The 20,261-nt window shown below is 71.5% G+C and carries 16 protein-coding genes and 1 riboswitch; of the genes, 7 read left to right on the top strand and 9 right to left on the bottom strand.

The genetic code is table 11. From position 1 onward, the window contains the following. Nucleotides 1–73: 73 nt before the first annotated feature. Nucleotides 74–1,747 carry an ATP-binding cassette domain-containing protein gene (locus ACT3UL_RS13375; RefSeq protein WP_444578746.1) on the bottom strand — a complete coding sequence of 558 codons (1,674 nt, stop codon included), beginning with the start codon at nucleotides 1,745–1,747 and terminating at the stop codon, nucleotides 74–76. A gap of 225 nt (nucleotides 1,748–1,972) precedes the next feature. On the opposite strand from ACT3UL_RS13375, the gene pepN reads away from it, so the two are divergent. Beyond that, nucleotides 1,973–4,534 carry an aminopeptidase N gene (pepN, locus tag ACT3UL_RS13370; protein ID WP_444578745.1) on the top strand — a complete coding sequence of 854 codons (2,562 nt, stop codon included), beginning with the start codon at nucleotides 1,973–1,975 and terminating at the stop codon, nucleotides 4,532–4,534. Nucleotides 4,535–4,744: 210 nt separating this feature from the next. Here pepN and ACT3UL_RS13365 read toward each other — a convergent pair whose 3' ends face one another. Further along, the gene (locus tag ACT3UL_RS13365) at nucleotides 4,745–5,746 is read right to left on the bottom strand and encodes an ABC transporter substrate-binding protein (protein ID WP_444578744.1); all 1,002 of its coding nucleotides are present in this window, start codon (nucleotides 5,744–5,746) and stop codon (nucleotides 4,745–4,747) included. Between the two features lie 106 nt (nucleotides 5,747–5,852). On the opposite strand from ACT3UL_RS13365, the gene ACT3UL_RS13360 reads away from it, so the two are divergent. From ACT3UL_RS13360 to ACT3UL_RS13345, 4 genes are read left to right on the top strand one after another with little or no spacing between them, the layout of a single operon-like run. Beyond that, the gene (locus tag ACT3UL_RS13360) at nucleotides 5,853–6,959 is read left to right on the top strand and encodes a FecCD family ABC transporter permease (RefSeq protein ID WP_444578743.1); all 1,107 of its coding nucleotides are present in this window, start codon (nucleotides 5,853–5,855) and stop codon (nucleotides 6,957–6,959) included. After that, a complete protein-coding gene (locus ACT3UL_RS13355; protein ID WP_444578742.1) occupies nucleotides 6,956–8,053 on the top strand; it encodes a FecCD family ABC transporter permease in 1,098 nt (365 codons plus the stop codon). Before ACT3UL_RS13360 ends, ACT3UL_RS13355 begins: the two co-directional genes overlap by 4 nt. Continuing rightward, nucleotides 8,046–8,996 (top strand): mechanosensitive ion channel family protein, encoded by a 951-nt coding sequence (locus tag ACT3UL_RS13350; protein ID WP_444578741.1) that lies wholly within the window; start codon nucleotides 8,046–8,048, stop codon nucleotides 8,994–8,996. Before ACT3UL_RS13355 ends, ACT3UL_RS13350 begins: the two co-directional genes overlap by 8 nt. Nucleotides 8,997–9,036: 40 nt before the next feature. Continuing rightward, the gene (locus ACT3UL_RS13345; protein WP_444578740.1) at nucleotides 9,037–9,477 is read left to right on the top strand and encodes a globin; all 441 of its coding nucleotides are present in this window, start codon (nucleotides 9,037–9,039) and stop codon (nucleotides 9,475–9,477) included. A 78-nt stretch (nucleotides 9,478–9,555) separates the two neighbouring features. On the opposite strand, the gene ACT3UL_RS13340 is transcribed toward ACT3UL_RS13345, so the two are convergent. Then, nucleotides 9,556–10,110 (bottom strand): acyl-CoA thioesterase, encoded by a 555-nt coding sequence (locus ACT3UL_RS13340; protein WP_444578739.1) that lies wholly within the window; start codon nucleotides 10,108–10,110, stop codon nucleotides 9,556–9,558. A gap of 69 nt (nucleotides 10,111–10,179) precedes the next feature. Here ACT3UL_RS13340 and ACT3UL_RS13335 point away from each other — a divergent pair, with 69 nt between their 5' ends. Then, a complete protein-coding gene (locus tag ACT3UL_RS13335; protein ID WP_444578738.1) occupies nucleotides 10,180–11,136 on the top strand; it encodes an acyl-CoA thioesterase in 957 nt (318 codons plus the stop codon). Between the two features lie 46 nt (nucleotides 11,137–11,182). Here ACT3UL_RS13335 and ACT3UL_RS13330 read toward each other — a convergent pair whose 3' ends face one another. Genes ACT3UL_RS13330 through ACT3UL_RS13315 form a run of 4 tightly spaced genes read right to left on the bottom strand, consistent with a single transcriptional unit; the run spans nucleotide 11,183 to nucleotide 15,664 of the window. Further along, a complete protein-coding gene (locus ACT3UL_RS13330; protein WP_444578737.1) occupies nucleotides 11,183–11,833 on the bottom strand; it encodes a thiamine phosphate synthase in 651 nt (216 codons plus the stop codon). Further along, the gene (gene thiM / locus ACT3UL_RS13325) at nucleotides 11,830–12,612 is read right to left on the bottom strand and encodes a hydroxyethylthiazole kinase (protein ID WP_444578736.1); all 783 of its coding nucleotides are present in this window, start codon (nucleotides 12,610–12,612) and stop codon (nucleotides 11,830–11,832) included. Before thiM ends, ACT3UL_RS13330 begins: the two co-directional genes overlap by 4 nt. Further along, nucleotides 12,609–14,033, bottom strand: coding sequence for an MFS transporter (locus tag ACT3UL_RS13320; RefSeq protein WP_444578735.1), 1,425 nt, complete (start codon nucleotides 14,031–14,033; stop codon nucleotides 12,609–12,611). The genes thiM and ACT3UL_RS13320 overlap by 4 nt, the downstream gene beginning before the upstream one ends. Further along, a complete protein-coding gene (locus tag ACT3UL_RS13315; RefSeq protein ID WP_444578734.1) occupies nucleotides 14,030–15,664 on the bottom strand; it encodes a bifunctional hydroxymethylpyrimidine kinase/phosphomethylpyrimidine kinase in 1,635 nt (544 codons plus the stop codon). The genes ACT3UL_RS13320 and ACT3UL_RS13315 overlap by 4 nt, the downstream gene beginning before the upstream one ends. A gap of 24 nt (nucleotides 15,665–15,688) precedes the next feature. Continuing rightward, a riboswitch (TPP riboswitch) is annotated at nucleotides 15,689–15,782 on the bottom strand. A 77-nt stretch (nucleotides 15,783–15,859) separates the two neighbouring features. On the opposite strand from ACT3UL_RS13315, the gene ACT3UL_RS13310 reads away from it, so the two are divergent. Next, on the top strand, nucleotides 15,860–15,982 hold the full coding sequence (locus ACT3UL_RS13310) for a hypothetical protein (protein ID WP_444578733.1): 123 nt from the start codon (nucleotides 15,860–15,862) through the stop codon (nucleotides 15,980–15,982). Between the two features lie 5 nt (nucleotides 15,983–15,987). Here the strand turns inward: ACT3UL_RS13310 and ACT3UL_RS13305 are convergent, their stop codons facing one another. Continuing rightward, entirely contained in the window at nucleotides 15,988–17,313 is a 1,326-nt protein-coding gene (locus ACT3UL_RS13305; protein ID WP_444578732.1) for an ABC transporter substrate-binding protein, read from the bottom strand. A 36-nt stretch (nucleotides 17,314–17,349) separates the two neighbouring features. After that, nucleotides 17,350–19,920 carry an alpha-glucan family phosphorylase gene (glgP, locus tag ACT3UL_RS13300; protein ID WP_444578731.1) on the bottom strand — a complete coding sequence of 857 codons (2,571 nt, stop codon included), beginning with the start codon at nucleotides 19,918–19,920 and terminating at the stop codon, nucleotides 17,350–17,352. Nucleotides 19,921–20,261 lie beyond the last annotated feature (341 nt).

Raw genomic sequence — 20,261 nt, 5'->3', positions numbered from 1 at the left:
TCGGCTGGGCTCGGCTGGGCTCGGCTGGGCTCGGCTGGGCTCGGCTGGGCTCGGCTGGGCTCGGCTGGGCTGATCAGGTCAGCTGCTGGGCGAAGATCTCCGCGAACCGGGTCCCGGGTGCGAGGAGCTGCTCGTAGGTGCCGGCCTCCACGATCCGGCCCTCTTCCAGCACATGGATGCGGTCCATGCCGCGCAGCGTCCACGCCCGGTGCGAGACGACGATCGTGATGTGCCCGGCCGCCGTCTCCCGCAGCTGGGCGAAGACCTCCTGTTCCGCCTCGGCGTCGATCGCCGACGTGGGCTCGTCGAGCACACGGATCCCCGCGCCGCGCAGGTGGATCCGAGCCAGGGCGATCCGCTGCCATTGCCCTCCGGAGAGGCCCACCCCGTCGAACTGCGGGCCGAGCATCGTGTCCAGGCCCTCCGGGAGGCGGCGGACGAGATCGCCCGCGCGCGCCGCATCCAGGGCCTGCCAGATCTCCTCGTCGGCCACGTCGTCCCGCGGGGTGCCCAGGGCGACCGCGTCGCGCACCGTCATCTCGTAGCGGCCGAACTCCTGGGTGACCAGACCGAAGCGCCCCAGGCGCTCGGCAGCCGAGAGCTCGCCGGCGTCGACTCCGTCGATCTCGACGACGCCGTGTCCGACGCCGCCGGAATCGAGCTCGACGATGCCCATCAGGGCGGAGACCAGCGTGGTCTTGCCCGCGCCGTTGACGCCGACCAGGGCGATCATCTCCCCCGCCTCGGCGCGGAGGCTCGCATCCTGTACAGCGGGCCTCGCGCCGCCGGGATAGGTGATCGACAGTCCGTGCGCCTCGAGGGAGCCGACGTCGCGGACGACGTGCTGCGTGGGCGCGGTGTCTGCGAGCCCCTCCAGCTCACGGAAGCGGACGATCTTCGGGGCCACGGAGATGACATCGCCGAGCGCGAACCCCGCCCCGCGTGTGGCCTGCAGTCCGGCGATCACGCCGAGCACGCCCGCTATGAGTCCTCCGGACCCGGCTCCTGCATTCAGCACGGCGATCAGCGCGCCGCCGAGAAGCAGAGCCGTGGCGACGCCCCCGAGCAGTTCGCCCTTCAGGAGCCGTGCATAGGTGCGGTCGAGGATCTCGGTCGCGCGGCCGTGCGCGTCGTTCGCTTTCGCCGCCACCTTGGGGCCGGTGCCGAGCGTCGCGAGCTCGCTCGCTGTACGACGGTCGATGAGCTGGTCGAGCAGGTAGCGGGCACGGAAGGCGTGGCGGGTCTCCTCCTCGAACTGCTCGTCCTGCATCCGCGCCGCCCACGAGAACGTGATCAGACTGGGGACGAGGGCGAGGACCACGAGTCCCGCCGCGAGCGCGGAGAACGGCAGGAGCGCTGCACCCAGAGCGATCGCGGCGACGATCGCGGACAGCGCGCTGATCACGGAGATCGGGCCGCGGGCCAGCTCGAAGGTGCTGTTCCTCCCGCCTTCCACGAGGGCGTGGACGCGGGAGTCGGCGATCCGCCTCGGGGTGAGCACCGCTGCGGTCGCCGCGGTGCGTCGCACGAGGTCCGAGCGCAGTCGCAGGCTCGCGCGCTGACCGGTCAGGTTCTCCGCGCTCGAGACCACCTGACTCAGACCGACCAGGGCTGTCAGCACCAGCACCGGCACGAGTGCATCCGTCCAGGTCGACCCTGCCGCGGACTCCACGACCCAGGCGACCACGCTCACCTGCGCCGCCGGGATCAGCGCCAGAAGGAGCGAGGCGAGAGCCGCCAGGGCCACCCATCTCGGATTGCTCCGCACCGCCTGGCGCAGGCTCCAGAACGCACCTCCGAGGATGACTCGAGGCCCGAGAGCGCGCGGGGAAGCTTCATTGTCATCCTGGGTCGGCTTGGTCGGACCTTACCCACCTACGGCCGAGGTGTCCGAGGAATATCGGCCGCACTCAGCACGTCCCGTTGCCCGTTCGGCCAGGATCATCCCGGTGACGGTGGCAGGATGGACACCATGGCATCCGAGAACCTCACGCGCGACGAAGCGCGCAGCCGCGCTTCGTTCCTCAGCACCGACTCCTACGACATCCGGCTGGACCTGACCACGGGCCCGGAGACGTTCCTGACCGAGACCACCATCCGTTTCTCGTCCACCACGGCGCAGGAGACGTTCGTGGACCTGATCGCGAAGGCGGTGCAGGAGATCGAGCTCAACGGCGAGCTGCTGGCCGATCCCGCCTCCCGCTTCGACGGCGCCAGGGTGCGACTGCCCGCCCTCGCCGAGGGCGAGAACGTGCTGCGGATCCTCGCCGAGGGGAACTACATGAACACCGGCGAGGGTCTGCACCGCTTCGTGGATCCGGTCGACGACGAGGTGTACCTCTACTCCCAGTTCGAGGTCTCCGACGCCCGCCGCATGTTCGCCTGCTTCGAACAGCCCGACCTCAAGGGCACCTTCCAGCTCACGGTCACCGCCCCCGAGCACTGGCGAGTCATCTCCAACGCCCCGACCCCGAACCCGTCCCCCGCCGCGGACGGCACGGCTGCTGGGAGCGCCACCTGGTCCTTCGATCCCACCGAGCGGATCTCCACCTACCTCGTCGCGCTGATCGCCGGCAACTACCAGGGCGGCACCGGGGCGATCACCACCCGCGACGGCCGCACCGTGCCGATGGGCGTCTTCGCCCGCGCCTCCCTCGCCGAGCACGTCGACGCACAGAACGTCATCGACGTGACCAAGGCCGGCATCGACTTCTACGAGGAGGCCTTCGACCAGGACTTCCCGTTCCGCAAGTACGACCAGATCTTCGTCCCGGAATACAACATGGGAGCGATGGAGAACCCCGGCGCGATCACCTACGTGGAGTCGTATGTGTTCCGCTCCGAGGTCTCCGACGCGGTGCGCGAGCGCCGCGACCTCACGATCCTCCACGAGCTCGCCCACATGTGGTTCGGCGACCTGGTCACCATGCGCTGGTGGGACGACCTGTGGCTGAACGAGTCCTTCGCCGAGTACGCCTCCACGCTCGCCAGCGCCGAGGTCACCCGCTGGACGGACTCCTGGACCACCTTCGCCCTCTCCGAGAAGGGCTGGGCCTACCAGCAGGACCAGCTCCCCTCCACCCACCCGATCGTCGCCGACATGGTCGACTTCGAGGCGGTCGAGACCAACTTCGACGGCATCACCTACGCCAAGGGCGCCTCGGTGCTGCGCCAGCTGGTCGCCTATGTGGGCCGGGACGAGTTCTTCGCCGGGGTGCGCGCCTACTTCGCCAAGCACGCCTGGGGCAACACGGAGCTCACGGATCTGCTGGTCGAGCTCGAGGCCACCAGCGGACGCGAGCTCAGCACCTGGTCGAAGCTGTGGCTGCAGACCGCCGGCGTCAACACCCTGCGCCCGTTGATCGAACGCGCCGAGGACGGCACGGTGACCAGCTTCGCGATCCAGCAGACCGCTCCCCCGGAGCACCCGACTCTGCGCCCCCACCGTCTGCAGGTGGGCGGATTCTCCCTCGAGGGCGGCACGCTCGCCCGCACGTCGTCCGTGGAGATCGACGTCGACGGCGACCTCACCGACGTGCCCGACCTCGTCGGGAAGCGCGCCGACCTGTGGCTCGTCAACGACGGCGACCTCGCCTACGCCAAGGTGCGCCTGGACGACGACTCCCTCGCCGTCGCCATGGATCACCTGCGCGATCTGGACGATCCGCTGGCCCGCACCCTGCTGTGGTCCTCCGCCTGGGACATGGTGCGCGACGGCGAGCTGCCCAGCCGCCGGTACCAGCAGCTCGTGCTCGCCAACATCACCGGCGAGGACTCCTCCTCCGTGGTGCGCACCCTGCTGCAGCAGCTCGAGACCGTCGCCGGTCCCTACGCCGCCCCGGATCAGCGCATCCGGCGCACACTCGATGCCGCGAGCGCGGTGTGGGAGCTCGCCCAGGGCGCCGACGAAGGGTCCGACGCCCAGCTCCAGTTCGTGGAGTCCTTCGCCCGGCTCGCCCGCTCCGACGAGCACCGCGGGACCCTCGAGGGTCTCCTGGGCGGATCGATCACGCTCCCCGGCCGGAGCATCGACACCGATCTGCGCTGGAAGCTCGTGATCTCCCTCGCCGTGCTCGGCGGGATCGACGTCGCCGGCATCGACGAGCAGCTCGCCTCCGACGACACCCAGTCCGGCCGCAAGAGCGCCCTGACCGCGAAGGCCGCCCTGCCCACGGAGGTCTCCAAGGCGAAGGCCTGGCGGCGCACCATGGAGAAGGACACCCTGGCCAACGAGTCGATCACCGCCGTCATCCTGGGCTTCCGGCGCGTGGTCGACGAGTCGCTGATCGCGCCGTACCGCCAGCGGTACTTCGCGGCGATCAGCACGGTGTGGGCGGAGCGGTCCAACGAGATCGCCAACCGTCTCGTCTCGGGCTACTTCCCCTCCTCCTACGGGGGGCAGGGAGTGCTCGACGACGCCGATGCGTGGCTCGCCGACGCGGAGGAGGCCCCCTTCGGACTGCGACGCATCATCATCGAGGGCCGCGACACCGTGGCCCGGCAGGAGAGGGTCCGCGACGCGGACGTCGGCTGATCCCCACGGGGATCCGTTGAGTCCCTCTCGGATCGGCTGGGTCTCTGTCGGATCGGCTGAGCACCTGGACGCCGACGGGCGCCGCGCACCGGTCTGGTGCACGACGCCCGTCGGCCGTCTGCGCCTGTCAGCCGTCGGCGCCCGTCAGCCGTCTGCGCGTGTCGGCCGTCTGGGCACAGCGGCGGGAAGCGCCCGATGAGTGCCTTGTGCTCAGGCGTCGAGCGCCTTCTCGAGGAGCGGGATCATCTTCTCGACCGCGTACTTGGTGGAGAGCACGGAACCCAGCGAATAGGCCGAGGAGAGATCGCCGTCGATGACGACGGCGCGGCCGTCGGCGACCGCCGGGATCTCCTTCCACTGCGGGTCCTCGGTGATCTCGGTGGTCTCGATGTAGATCGGGAACGCGACGATGAGATCGGCGTCGAGGAGGTCGAGCTGCTCGGCGGAGATGTCGACGCTGAAGCCGGACGCCGCAGCCGGGAGCTCCGCGATCGTCGGCGACAGCACGAACCCGAGGCGCTCGAGGAACTCCACCCGCTCGGTGCCCTCGACATAGGCGCCCCAGCCCTCGGAGGTACGGGTTGCGGCGGCGACGCTCAGGCCCTTCCACTGCTCATGATGCGCGGCGGCCTCCACGAAGAGGGTGTCGATCTCGCGCTGGAGGGCGTCGGCCGCGTCCGGGACCCCGAGCGCCGTCGCGATCATCGTCAGCTGCTGCTCGGGGGTCGTGAGGTAGTTCTCCCCGCCGGAGGGGACTCCCACGGTGGGGGCGATCTGGGAGAGCCGGTCGTAGCGGTCCTGGTCCCCCGAGCTCTTCACGTCGAGGATGAGGTCCGGCTCCAGAGCTGCGATCGCCTCGTAGGAGGGCTCGAGCGTCTCGATGAGCGTCGGCGCCGTGTCATACAGGCCCGCGGCCCAGGGCCCGACGCCCTCTCCGCCGAACGCCAGCCAGTCGGACGCGCCGACGGGCTGGACGCCCAGGGACAGCGCGGTCTCCGCGTCGCCCCATCCCAGCGCGACGATGCGCTGGGGAGTGGCCTCGACGGTGATCTCGCCGAAGGCCGTATCGATCGTCGCCGGGAACGCCCCGCCCTCGGATCCTGCGCGGGTCGGGCCGTCGGCGGAGGTCTCCGCCGTGGAATCGCTGCACGCGGCGAGCACCAGGCCGGAGCCGGCAGCGAGGACAGCGGCGAAGGAACGGCGAGAGATCATGGTGGGTGCTCCGTGAGGTGTGGGATGGTCCCGGGTGAACCGTAGGCGAGGTTACCCTTACCCTTCAGGGGGCCAACAGGCCCCTCAGCCCCTCGGGAAGCAGATTGTGACCGGACGCTCACCCCTCACGGCCCCGCGCCGCGCCCGCCTCGGGAGCGCCGGACCGCGCCCGCGGCGCCTGGTCGCGACAGGCCTCGCGCTGGTCGCGCTGGTCCTGCTCTGCGCGGCGAGTCTCTACGTCGGCTCGCGCCTGGTGCCCCCGGCGACGGTGAGCCGGATCCTCGTCGACTCGCTCACACATCTGGGGTCCGGGCAGTCCTCGCCGGAGCGCGCGCAGGCGCTCGGCGTCGTCGCCCAGGACTATTCGGCCGTGGTCGACCTCCGCCTGCCCCGCACGGTGATCGCCCTGAGCGCGGGCGCCGCCCTCGGGGTGGCCGGCGCGCTGATGCAGGTGCTGACCCGCAACCCGCTGGCCGAGCCGGGGATCCTCGGCGTGAACGCCGGTGCGGCCTTCGCGATCGTGCTCGTGATCGTGCTCCTGGGGGTCTCCTCCCCCGTCGTCTTCGTCGCCGCGTCCCTGGTGGGCGCCTTCGTGGCGACCCTCGCCGTGTTCCTGATCGGCACCCTGGGCGCCGGGGTGATCACCCCCGAACGGCTCACCCTCGCCGGGGTGGCGATCGGGGCGGTGCTCGCCGGCATCACCTCCGCCTTCCGGCTATCGAACCCGCAGGAGTACTCGATCCTGCTGAGCTGGGAGAGCGGGAACCTCGCGCAGCGCGGCTGGGAGACGGCACTGCCTGCGCTGCCGGTGGTGCTGGCCGGTCTCGTGCTCGCCCTCGCGCTCGCCGGGCCGATGAACGCGCTCCTGCTCGGCGAGGACATGGCCGCCTCGCTCGGGGCGGACGTACGACGCACCCGCTTCCTGCTGGTCCTCGCGATCACGCTCCTGGCCGGGTCGGCGACCGCCCTGGCCGGGCCGATCGTGTTCCTGGGCCTGATGGCCCCGCACGTGGCGCGCTGGATCGTGGGCCCCGACCAGACCCGGCTGCTGCCCCTGGCCGCACTGCTGTCCGCGGTGATCATGGTGCTCGCCGACGTCATCGCCCGCGTGGTGATGTGGCCGGGCGAGGTGCCCGTGGGCATCGTCAGCGCCCTGCTCGGCGCCCCGGTGCTGATCGTGCTGGTCCGACGGCGACGGGCGAGCGGGCTGTGAGCGCCGCGAAGAGCGCACCGACCGCGAAGACCGCACGGACCGCGAGGACGGCGATCACCGCGCGCCGCACCCGCGCCGCCGTCGTCTGCGCGGTGCTGGTGCTGATCGCCCTGGCCCTGTCCCTGATCGCCCTGTCCCGCGGAGATTTCCCGTTGACCCTGCCCGAGCTGCTCGAGGCCCTCACCGGCCGCGGCGGCTTCGCGAGCACGATCGTGTTGCAGTGGCGGCTGCCCCGGGCCCTCGCCGCCGTGGTGTTCGGGGCCGCGCTGGCCCTGTCCGGGGCGATCTTCCAGACCCTCACCCGCAACCCGCTGGGCTCCCCCGACGTGCTGGGCTTCTCCACCGGCGCCTACACCGGCGTGCTGCTGCTGACCCTCGTCGCACCCCCTGCCGCGGCCGGCCTGCTCGGCGGCGCGGCCACGACCGTCGGCGCCCTCGTCGGCGGGATCGGCTCCGCCGTGATCGTGTACCTGCTGGCGCGCCGCGACGGCGTGCAGGGATTCCGGCTGATCGTGGTCGGCATCGCGATGTCCGCCATGCTCAACGCGGTCAACGTGTGGATCCTGCTGCAGGCTCAGGACGAGGTCGCCATGGCCGCGAGCATGTGGGGCGCGGGCACGCTGTCCCTCATCGACTGGGCCGGGCTGATCCCCGTGCTGATCCTGCTGATCGTCGTCGTGCCCCTGCTGATCCTCTGCGTCCCCCTCCTGCGCCAGCTCGAGCTGGGCGACGACGTCGCCTCCGTGCACGGGGTCGCCGTGGAGCGCACCCGGCGCCGGATCCTGCTGCTCGCGGTGGTGCTGGTGGCCGCGGTCACCGCCCTGTCCGGGCCGATCGCCTTCGTGGCGCTGTCCGCCCCGCAGCTCGCCAAGCGCCTGGTGCGCGGCACCGGTATCCCGCTCGCGGCGAGCGCTGCGATGGGGGCGGTGCTGCTCAGCGGCGCCGACCTCGTCACCCAGCACGTGCTGCCCACCGCGCTGCCCGTGGGCGTGGTGACCATCGTGCTCGGTGGTCTGTATCTCGTGGGTCTCCTGCTCGCTCCGGCTCTCCAGGCTCTGCGCACGGGTGGGCGTTATGGTCAGGACCATGCCTGATGAACCCTTCGACATCGGAACCCTGCTCTCCAGCCCCGGCACCGACGAGGCGCTGTCCGTGATGGATCAGCTCGTGCGGTGGGTGACCAGCAGCGGCCTGCTGATCGTGGTGATCCTCGTCGTCGCGACTCTCGCGACCATGGTCGCCAGCTGGCTGCTGCGACGCTTCTTCCGCACCATGGCCGATTCCGGCACGAAGCTCTCGAGCGTGGCCGGCTCGGTCGTCAAGCGCGACGCGCGCGCCCAGAAGGCCGCGCAGGCACGACGCGAACAGCGGGCCGAGACCCTCTCCAGCGTGGCCCGCAATGTCGCGCACCTCATGATCTGGGCTGTGGCACTGGTCATGATCCTGGACAAGATCGGGGTGAACATCGCCCCGGTCATCGCCTCGCTCGGGGTGATCGGCCTGGCCGCCGGTATCGGTGCCCAGACGATCATCAAGGATGTCGTCGCCGGCATCGTCATGCTGTTCGAGGACATCGTCGCCGTGGGCGACTACGTGGACCTCGAGTACGCCGAGGGCACCGTGGTGGGGATCAACCTGCGCGTGACCCAGGTGCGCGGGATCGACGGCGTGCTGTGGACCGTGCGCAACGGCGAGATCATCCGGGTCGGCAACTACTCGCGCGGCTACTCCAACGCCGTGGTGGTGCTGGACATCGATGCGGACGCCGACGACGACATCGTCACCGACGTGCTCACCTCCGTCACGGACGAGCTGAAGCAGGACAAGGACTGGTCGCACCTGGTCCAGTCCGGCGCGAACATCAGCGGCATGCTCGACGTGGACGGCAATCGCTACCAGCGCCGCGTGATCATCCAGACCTCGCCCGGCGAGCAGTGGGGCGTGGAGCGCGAGCTGCGCGGCCGCATCCGGGCCGCCTTCGCCGCGGCCGACGTCTCCTTCGCCCAGCCCCGCTTCGCCGACATCGCCCAGCCGTGATCTGCCCAGCCGTGATCTGTTCCCACCCCCAGGAGCTCCCATGACGACCCCGCCCGCTCAGATCAGCTTCTACGAGGCCGTCGGCGGCCACCCCACGTTCGAGGCGCTCATCGACCGCTTCTACGAGGGCGTCGCCGAGGATCCCCTGCTGCGCCCGATGTACCCGGAGGAGGACCTCACCGGGGCGAAGGACCGCTTCCGCACGTTCCTCGAGCAGTACTGGGGCGGGCCCAAGACCTATGGCGAGCAGCGCGGCCACCCGCGGCTGCGCATGCGCCACGCCCCGTTCCCGGTCTCACCGTCGGCCCGGGACGCCTGGCTGCGGCACATGCGCGACGCGATCGACTCCCTCGACCTGCCGCCTCTGCACGCCGACACCCTGTGGGACTACATGGACCGCGCGGCGCACTCGACGGTGAACACGGTCGACGGCGGCGAGGCCCCCGCGGCCGGGCGGACCATCCCGGATCACCTGACCTGAGGGGATCCGACGCCCGGGCATGCCGACCGGGCGGGCCTGCAGATGGACCCGGCATGCGGATCCACCGGGGCGAGCCCGTCAGTCGCGGAAGGTGAGCCCCTCGCCCTGGAACCGCTCGAGCTGCGCGCGGGTCTCGGGGTCCAGCCGTACCGGGGTGCCGGCCTCGGCATCGACCATCACCACCACCGTGCGGGCGCGGGCGTAGGGCGCAGCGCCCTCGGGATCATCGCGCGTGAGCACGAGGTAGTCCACGCTCAGGCTCGCCCCGCCGAGGCGGGAGATCCACAGGCGCACCACGGCCCCGTCGCGCCGGTGGCCCATCGATCGCACGTACTCGATCCGCTGCGAGGCGATCACGGTGCTGATCGACGAGCCGACCCCGCCGCCGGGCAGCGCGGCAGCCGGCGCCGGGGCGCCGAGCGCGATCTGCTCCTCGGGCGCCGGCCAGAAGGCGCCGATGCGGGCCTCCTCCAGCAGCCGCACCATGGCGGCGTTGTTCACGTGCCCGTAGGCGTCCAGGTCCGTCCAGCGCACGGGGACGGCGATGTCGACATGCGCCGCATCCTGGACCTGCTCGTCCCGGGGAGCCGCGGCAGGATGATCACGATGGTTCGTCGGTGAGGTGTCGGCCATGGTCAGCATCGTATTGCCTGCGTCGGCCCATGCCGTCCAGCCTCGGGATGGACCAGTACGATCAGTGCCATGAGCGAACCCCTCCATGACCCGGCGGCCGTCGCGGCCGGCCTGATCGAGCTGCTGGACCCGCGCGCGATCGAGATCGCCCCGGACTTCGCCACGCCCGCGACCGTGGCCGCCTTCGAGGCGGACTCCTCCCCCCAGCCCGGCGGCCATGTGTTCGGCGGGCAGGTGATGGGCCAGGCCGTCACCGCCGTGGGCCGCACGGTGCCCGAGGGGCGCCGCATCCATTCCATGTACTCGTACTTCCTCGCCCCGGGCGATCCGGCGCATCCGATCCGCTTCCAGGTCGATGCGCTGCGCGACGGGAACTCCTTCTCGGTGCGTCGCGTGCTGGCCACCCAGCCGGGCCGGACCCGGGCCGACGGGACCAGCGAGGGCGAGCGCACCATCCTCGCGATGACCGCCTCGTTCCAGGAGCAGCAGGAAGGGCTCGAGCACCAGGAGCGCGCTCCGGAGGCACCGGACCCCGAGGGGCTGCCGACCACCGCCCAGGTGCTCGAGGGGATCGACCATCCGGTGGCCCGCTACTGGGCCACGCAGCGACCGATCGACATCCGCCACGTCACCGACCCGATCTATCTGCGCCCGGATACCACCTCGGAGTCCACGGACGCCACCGAGACGCAGATGGTGTGGATGCGCATGATCGCCCCGGTCCAGGCGGAGCCGCTGCTCCACGACGCGATCCTCGCCTTCGCGAGCGACTACACGCCCTTCGAGCCGATCCTGCGCCGACAGGGCCTGAGCTGGATGACGCCCGGGCTGCGCATGGCCACGATCGACCACGCGATCTGGTGGCACCGGCACGTGGATGCCAACGAGTGGCTGCTGTACGTGCAGCGCTCCCCCTCGGCCTCCGGCGGGCGCGGCCTGACCCACGGCCAGCTGTTCGACCGCGCCGGCGACCTCGTCGCGACCGTCACCCAGGAGGGCATGATCCGGGTGAAGGACGGCGCCTGAGCCGTCAGGGCGGAGCCATCGGGACAGAGCCGTCAGGACAGAGCCGTCAGGGCAGAGCCGCGACGACACCCCGAGCCACACCCGCGGGGTCCTCGGCGTCCATGATCGCGCGCACGAGGGCCACCCCGGCGATCCCGGTCCCGGCGAGCGCCGGGACGTCAGCGGGGGTGATGCCGCCGATCGCGACGACCGGGAGCCGCGTCGCCGCGACGAGGGCCGCGCAGCCGTCCACGCCGAGGGGCTCGCGACCGGAGTCCTTCGTCGGGGTGGGACGGAACGGGCCGGCGCCGACGTAGTCGAGCAGGTGGTGGATCTCCTCGGCCCCGCGCACGGTCGCCGGGGTCCCCGTGGTCAGGCCGATGATCGCCTCCGGCCCGAGGAGCGCGCGGGCCTCGGCCACGGGCAGGTCGTCCTGGCCCAGGTGGACGCCGTGCACCTCGGCGCCCCGACGCCCCGCCGCGAAGGCCACGTCGGCGCGGTCGTCCACGACGACCCGGGTTGTGGGCCTCGCCTCGTGGACGGCCGCCGCGATGGCGCAGGTGAGCTCGAGCAGCTCAGCGGTCGAGGCGTCCTTGGCGCGGACTTGGATCATCCCGGCACCGCCTGCGGCTGCGGCGGCGGCGACCTCCACGGTGCGCCGGTCCGTTCCGGAGGTCACCAGATAGCAGCGCAGGTCCAGCGCTCCCTGCCGGGTCATCTCCCCACCTCGTCCAGGGCGTCGAGCAGGTGCATGCGGAAGGAGCCAGGCCGGGAGGAGCGCTCCTGCGCCGTCTCTCCCGCCAGGGCCATCCAGGTGCTCGCGGCGAGCGCCGCGGTGAGATCGTCGGGCTCGACAGCCCGGCAGGCCGCGGTCAGCGCGGCGAGCAGGCATCCGGTGCCGGTCACCATGGTGAGCAGGGGTGTCCCGCGCTCGAGACGGGAGCGACGCTCGGCGGACACGATCAGGTCGACGGCACCCGAGACCGCGACAGCGCCGCCGGTGCGGGCCGCGATCCGGGAGGCGGCGTGCTCCGCGCACCCGGTCTCCGCGCCGGAATCCGCTCCGCGACCACCGTTCCCCTCGCCGGCCAGGGCGCGCACCTCGGAGGCATTGCCCCGCACCACCGCCGGGCGGGAGGCGAGCAGGGCGCGGGCCAGCGGGGTGCGCACCGGGGCGATCCCGATCGCCGTCGGGTCCAGCACCCAGGGTCGCCCGTCCCGCACCGCCAACTCGACGGTCGCCGGTATGCCGTCCATCGCGTCCGTGGAGAGAGTTCCGAGGTTCACCACGAGCGCGTCGGCGAGGGTGGTGAGGGTCGGAGCCTCCTGGAGGGTCTCGGTCATCATCGGCCGAGCGCCTGCGGCGAGCAGGCCGTCCGCGACGATGCCCATGGAGACCGTCGCGGTCAGGCAGTGCACGAGCGGTTCGCGCCGCCGGACCGCCTCGAGGACATGGGCGACCTCGGCGAGATCGGGGTCGTGCTGCAGGCTTGTCATCGGGCGGGCTCCTTCGGGGACGGCGAGGCGCTGGCGGGGCCCCGCCCGGCGGTATCTCCACTGCCAGCAGGTTCGAGGCTGGCGACGGTGTCGAGGTCGGCGTCGAGCTCTCCCGGCCCGAGCCGTGGCCCGAGTGCGGCACCGAGGGTGAGGAGCACGCCGCCGAGGGCGATCAGCGCCATCACGGACCCGTCGCGGCCGAGAAGGGACTCGATCCCCGGCAGATAGAACGGATACAGCGCCGGGATCACGAGGGAGAGGCTGTAGCCCATCCCGTAGCCGGTGGACCGGACCTCCGTCGGGAACCGCTCGGAGAGGTAGGCAGCGACGGGCCCGTAGGCGGAGACGGTGAGGACCTGCAGCAGGGCAGCGAATGCCGCCGCTCTGCCGACGCTCGGCGCGGTGACCGCGAGCCACCACAGGAGCGGGCCAAGCACGGCGGCGGCGACGCCCCAGACCAGGAACACCCGGCGTCGGCCGATGCGGGTCGACAGGTGCCCGGCGAACGCCATCACGATCGCCTGGGCGATCGAGGCGATCCCGATGGCGAGGGAGACCCCGGTGGCGGGCAGCCCGGTATCCGTCGCGAGGCGACCGGTCAGCAGCAGCACGGTGGTGTTCGTGAGCAGCCACAGCCCGGTCATCAGCGCGAAGACCTGCCAGAACGTCCTGGCCCACCGGCCGGTGAGCAGATCGCGCAGCCCGGCTCGCGGCCGCGCGGCGGCGGTCCTGTCCTGCTCCCTGCGGGCCTGCCGGTGGAAGACCGGGGCGTCGGCCACCTGCCGGCTGTAGTAGATCAGCATGCCGAGCGAGGCGAGCGCCCCGAGCACGAACAGCAGCCGCCAGCCCCAGGCGGCGTAGGCATCCGGCCCGAGGATCACCAGCAGCATCGCGACGGCGAAGGCGATGCTCGCCTGCGCCCAGGGGGCCATCGAGAGGATGAGACCGCTCATCAGCCCGCGGCGGCGCGGCCTCGACCACTCCATAGCCAGCGGGATCGCGGCGGAGTACTCGCCGGCCACGAAGATGCCGCCGAGGAACCGCAGGGCCAGGATCAGCCCGATCGTGCCAGCCCCGAGCACCTCGTGGGTGGGCATGGCGGCGATCGCGAGCGCGCACGCGGCGGTTCCGGCGATCGCGACCCGGGTGGTGCGGGTGCGCCCGAGCCGATCGGAGATGCGACCGAAGACGATGCCACCGATCGGCCGACCGAACAGCATCGCGACGACGATCAGGGAGCCCGTCGAGGCCGCCGCCGCCGCCGGACCGGCGAGCACGATCATCGCGGGGGCCAGCGCCGCGAGCGGGAGGAACACATGGATGTTGTCGATCCAGTTGCCGACCACTCCGGCCCGCAGTGCTGCCCGCCCCTGGGGAGGGAGTCGCTCGACATCGGATCGGGACGCTGCGAGGGCGCTCACCGTGCCCCATCCAGTGCGAGGTCGCGGAGGCTCTGCGCAGCCGGTTCCCCCAGGCGCAGCGCCTGCTCGAAGAACTCCAGCTCGTGACGGCATGCGACGAGAAAGGCGCGCAGAGCAGCGGAACGGGCCACCGGCGAGGCAGCGGCGAACTCCTGTTCGACCAGGTCGAGTGCCCCCTGCGTCGCGGTGACGAAGTCGGGATCGCGGTAGGTATCGAGCCAGTCCGCATACGGGTGGTCGCTCGGGACGGCCGGCAGCATGGCCCCGGTCTGGGCGTAGAGCCAGTAGCAGGGCAGCACGGCGGCCGCGGCGACGACCCGGTCCTCGCCGCGCGTCGTGGCCAGCAGGAAGTTGGTATAGGCACTGGTCACGGGCGAGATCTCGGGTTCCTCGCGGTCGCCGTTCCAGCTGCGGTGCAGGGCGGACTCGACCGTGAGGCAGTTCGCGGCGCCGTGCGCCCAGAACACCTGGGCTCCGGGGTCGCTCGAGGCTGCGGACAACGCTGCGAGCGCCCGGGAGTACCGGCGCAGATACAGCGCGTCCTGGGCGAGGTAGAAGGAGAACTCCCGGTCGGGAAGGCTGCCGTCGACCAGGGCACGCACGAAGTCCGAGTCCGCGACGGCACGCGCAAGGGGCTCCCCCGCCGCCCAGAGGGCACGCGTCCAGGGACCGGCCGGCGCGACGGCCGGCTCGACGGCGGACTCGAATGCGCCGGCCTCGGAGGGGGCTGAGGTGCCCGCGCGGAGACCGACTTCAACGAGGGCCTGCATGCCCTCCGGGCTCACGAGCCTCGCCGGGATCCGGCCAGGCACGAGCCAGGGCGTCGACTCCCCCGCCGCCTGGAGCCGACGGGCGCGGTGGGAATGGTCCACGGGACCGTGGCCTGTGCCGACGCGCAGCGCCTCCCCGTGGGCGATCGCCTCATGGAGCCACTGCGTGGCCCAGGTGAGAGCCGCCTGCGGGGCGTCGCCGCCTGCCAGCCGGGTGGCGAGCGCCGAGGCCAAGGAGCATCCGGTGCCGTGGGTGCTGGTCGAGGTCAGGCGCGCCGAGTCGACCCGATGCTCGAGGCCATCGGGTTCCACCCACGTGTTCGTCACCAGCGGGGCCTGGAGATGACCCGTCTTCACCACCACGGCGACCCCGGTCCGGGCGGCCCACTGCCGGGCCTGCTCGAGGGCTTCCTGCTCGTCGGCCGCGCGCTCTGCGCCCGTCAGTCGGGCGAGCTCCTCGATGTTCGGGGTGACCGCGGTGGCTCGGGCACAGAAGTCGATCATCGCCTGCTCCGCGTCGGGCTCCAGGAGGCTGTCCCCGCTGGTCGCGACCATCACCGGATCCACCACCAGGATCTGCTGCGGGTGCTCGTCGAGCCAGGCGGAGACGGTCGCGATGATCGCGGCGGTGCCGAGCATCCCGGTCTTGACCGCGTCGATCTGCACGTCATCGCTCACGGCGCGCAGCTGCTGGTCGAGGAACGCGACCGGCGGCACGTGGATGTCGCGCACCCCGCGGGTGTTCTGGGCGACCAGCGCGGTCACCACGCTCATGCCGTAGCCGCCGGCCGCGGTGATGGATTTGAGGTCCGCGGCGGTGCCGGCTCCTCCGGAGGGGTCGGTGCCGGCGATCGACAGCACGCGGGGAATTCGGGCAGGGTACGACGGAGCCACTGAGGACATCCCTTCGCTAGTACGAACTAGATCAGGTTCCACGGGTGTGATCTCAGCGCCGGACGGCGCACCCCGTGTCCGCGGGCCAGTATAGGCAGGCCGGCGGTCCACCCTGAAATGGGTCCGTCAGCGCCGCAGGCAGCATTCTGGGAGCCCGGAGAGGTGCATCAGACCTGGGCGGGCACGGACATGGTCGTCGTGATCGTCGAGACCGCGGGCCGCCTAGTGCCCGATGAGCTCTTCGTCGAGGTTCCTGCCGCCCGCGACGGCCCTGCCATGGGCTGAGCGGATCAACCCGAGGCGGCCGTCGCCGCGTCCTGGGCCTCCGGCAGCGCGTCGGCGGCGGTCGCCTTGCCGGTGAAGACCTCGGCGATGAGCGGGAGCGCGGCCCCTGTGCCCTCTGCCGACCGGTTCCCGGTCTCCGGGAGGGCCACGTCGTCGGGCGCCTCCGCGAGGAGGGAGACATCCACGCCGCCGGCCTTCCATTCCTCCTGCCAGACGCTGTGCAGGTCGCGGTGGGCCGGGATGCCGAGGCGGTTCTCCGCGAGCGGTCGCTGTCCCTCGACGCTCCCCAGCCAGCTCAGCAGCTTCCCGATCGCCTCCTCGCGCTCATCGTCGTCGTCGGGCGTGATCCCGACCGCCGCGACCGCATGCACCAGGGGGTGGGATCCCTCCGTCCCGGCGACCGGCGGATTGACGGACCAGGGGAACGCGTCCTTGATCCCGTCGGCGAGGACATGGAGGTCGTAGGTCCCCGTCTGCAGCAGACCGAGCTTGCCGTCCACGAACTGGCTCTGGCACAAGGCCTCGTCGGCGACCGCTTCGGCGCCGTCGGGCGCGAGATGGCCCGCCGCGAGGTCCGCGAGGTACTGCACGGCCTCGATCCCCTCCGGCGAGGCGAAGGTGAAGGTGCCCTCCTCGTCCTGCCATGCACCTCCGTGGCCGGCGATGAAGGGGCCCAGCACCGCCGAGCGGTCCGGGTGCGCGCTGAACCCGAACGCCGCGCGGGCGGCGGCGTCGAACCCGTCGTCTCCGGGATGCAAGCCCTCACCGTCCACGGTGATCTCGCGCGCGAGGTCGCGCAGGCCGTCCGACTCGGCGCCGGGCTCGAAACTCAGCTCCGCGGCGTCCCCTCCTGCGGCGTCGACGAGCTCCTGGTGGGCGACCAGGATGCTCTGGTCCCAGATCTGGGGCACGCCCCACAGGGCCTCGTCGATCCGGTAGAGATCGGTGGCGGTCTTCTCCCACTGCGCGGCGGCGTCGCCCACGACCTCGCCGATCTCGAGCAGCTGCCCGCTGGCATGGGCCTCCGCGAGATTCGCCGTGTTCATCCACAGCACATCCGGCAGGGACTCCCCCGCGACATCCAGCGGGAGCTGCTTCCAGTAGTCGTCCCAGCCGATCACCTCGACGTGCACGTCGATGCCGGACTCCTTCGTGAAGGCCGCCAGGGACGTCTCGTAGGCCGAGGCCGCGGCGTCGTCCCACACCCGCATCCGCAGGGTGTCGGCGTCATCGACGTCCAGGGGCGTCTCCTCGGAGCACCCGGTGAGGGCCCCGATCCCGGCCACCCCCATCGCCGCGGAGGAGAGCAGGAGCTGACGACGAGTCGGCACGGGGTCGGGACCTTCCGTTCGGGTGCTGCGGACTGCTCAGGCGGTCGCGACCAGCCCGAGCTCTGCACGGTGCGCGAGCACCGGATGCTGCGGGGTGACCCGCACGGTGTATCCCACCTCGCCGGGGACGGAGAGCGCAAGGCGAGCAGTCCAACGGCCGTCCTCCTCACGCTGCAGCGGGATCAGGTGGGCGTCGATGATCTCATCATCGACGCCGACCGTACCCAGGACCGCCTCGACGAGGACGTCCTCATCGCGCAGGCCGCCGAGGTCCACCTCGGCGACGAGGGAGATCTCGGCGCCGCTGGACACCGCACCGTCCGCGGCGCCCTCGAGGGACACCGCCGTGACGCGCACGCCGGACCAGGCCGCCTGCACCTCGGCCTTCCAGGCCGTGAACGTGGACGCGAGCGACGGATCCGCGAGGAACGCGGAGGCGGAGCGAGCGGCAGGGAGGTACAGCTCGGTGACATAGTCGCGCACCATGCGGGCCGCGGTGATCTGCGGGGCGATCCCCACCAGCGAGGACCGGACCGTGGTCATCCAGGTGTGCTGCAGGCCCCGGGCATCCCGCTCGTAGAACTGCGGCACGATCTGTCCCTCGAGGATCTCGTAGAGCGCCTCGGCCTCGAGCCGGTCGCGCTCGGACTGGTCTTCGACGCCCGCCGTGGGGATCGTCCAGCCGGCCTCGTCGTCCTTCATCTCGTCCCACCAGCCGTCGGAGACGGAGAACGTGAGGCCGCCGTTGAGCACGGCCTTCATCCCGGACGTGCCGGAGGCCTCCTCGGGACGGATCGGGTTGTTCAGCCAGACGTCGGAACCGGCGATCAGCACGGAGGCCATCGCGATGTCGTAGTCGGGCAGGAACGCGATCCGATGGCGCACCCCGTGGTCGTCGGCGAACTGCACCAGCTGCTGGAGGAACTCCTTGCCGGGACGATCCGCCGGATGCGATTTGCCGGCGATGACGATCTGGACCGGGTGCTCCGGGTCCAGCAGGATGCGCTTGAACCGCTCGGGGTCGCTGAGCATCAGGGTGAGCCGCTTGTAGGTCGACACACGACGGGCGAAACCGATGGTCAGCGCCTTGGGGTCGAGGATGTGATCGGTCCAGGCGAGCTCGGCCGCATCCGCGCCGCGGCGCAGCCAGGACTCCCGGACATGGGAACGAGCCATCGTCACCAGGGCCTCGCGCAGCGTGTCCCGGGCCTCGGTGAGCTCGTGGTCGCTGAGGGTCGACAGGGCGCTCCAGTCGCTGAGCGAGGAGACGTCGACATCGCCGAGCGCCTTCTTGAACAGGTCGTCCATGACCGAGGAGGTCCAGGTGCGACGGTGCACGCCGTTGGTGACCGACCCGATCGGCACCTCCGGCACGTCGAAGCCCGGGTACAGGTCCTGGAACATGGCACGGGACACGGCGCCGTGGAGCTTCGCGACGCCGTTGGAGCGCTGGGCGATGCGGAAGCCGAGCTGAGCCATGTTGAAGACGTCCCCGCCCTCCTCGATGCCCAGGGCGAGCGCGGCCTCGACCGGCAGCGCCGGGATCAGCCGAGAGATCCCGGAGTCATCTGCGCCCAGGTACTGACGCAGACGACCCGCCTCGAAGCGGTCGATGCCCGCGGGGACCGGCGTGTGGGTCGTGAACACGGTCCCGGCGCGCACCTCGGCGACGGCCTCGGAGAACGCGGCGCCGCCCTGCATGAGCCGGCCCACGCGCTCGAGGCCCGAGAAGCCGGCGTGGCCCTCGTTGAGGTGGAAGACGGTCGGGGCGGGGAAGTCGGTCGCGGCGGTGAAGGCCTCCACGGCGCGCACACCACCGATGCCCAGCACGATCTCCTGGACGATGCGGTGCTCATGATCGCCGCCGTAGAGCCGATCGGTGATCTGCCGAGCCTCCTCGTCGTTGACCTCGAGGTTGGTGTCCAGCAGGAGCAGAGGGATCCGGCCCACCTGGGCCTTCCACAGGGCGATGGCGACCTCGCGGCCATCGGGGAGGACGACCGAGACGGTCAGCTGCTCCCCCTCGGCCCCGCGCACGGGCTCGACGGGGAGCTTGCCGGGGTCGTTGTGCTGATAGTTCTCCTGCTGCCAGCCCGAGCGGTCCAGGGACTGGGAGAAGTAGCCCCACTGATAGAGCAGGCCGATGGCGACCAGCGGCACCCCGAGGTCCGACGCGGACTTCAGGTGGTCGCCGGCCAGGATGCCCAGACCGCCGGAGTAGATCGGCAGCGTCGGGCTGATCCCGAACTCCATCGAGAAGTAGGCGACCGACGGGGCCCCGGTGACACCGGTGGCCGAGGCTCCGGGGACCATGCGCTGGAACCAGCGGCCGGATTCGAGGTAGGTGCGCAGGTCGCCGACCTCGGAGCGCATGCGGCCCAGGAACGACTCATCGCGGGCGGCTTCGGCGAGTCGTCCCGCCGGCACGCGCGGGAGCATCGCGATGGGGTTCTCGCCGCTCGTGGTGAAGGCCTCGGGATCGAGGGAGCGGAACAGGTCGACGGTCTGCCGCCGCCAGGTCCACCGCAGGTTCAGGGCGAGCTCGCGCAGGGGCTCGAGGGCGCCGGGGAGTTCCGAGGACACCGTGATCGTGGAGAGCGACTTCATGCTCGTAGAGTACCCGGGATCCCCGCTCCCCTTGCGCCGATCTTGCGCGGGGCCAGAAGGTCGCCGGCACTGGTGGATCCTCACCCATGGCCTGCACCGATGCGGCCCACGTGACTCCTCCCGGAAGCACGGTCCGGGCATCTTCTGCAAGATCTTTCTGGAGGGATGACGGAACCTCTCCTGCCTGCAGGAAAGGACCGAATCCGGAACGTCGTCCCGAGGGCTCGACGACTCGACAGCCCCTCGGATCGAAGGCTCGAAGGCCCGAAGGCTTGAAGACTCTTCCGTCGGACGGCGGGCGCCCCACGTCGATCACCGGGTGATCGGACGTGGGGCGCCGG

The organism is Brachybacterium sp. 107, from assembly GCF_052379725.1.
In the GTDB taxonomy this organism is placed as follows: Bacteria; Actinomycetota; Actinomycetes; order Actinomycetales; family Dermabacteraceae; genus Brachybacterium.
Note: the sequence above shows the minus strand (reverse complement) of the source record. Positions and strands in the feature narration are given on the sequence as shown.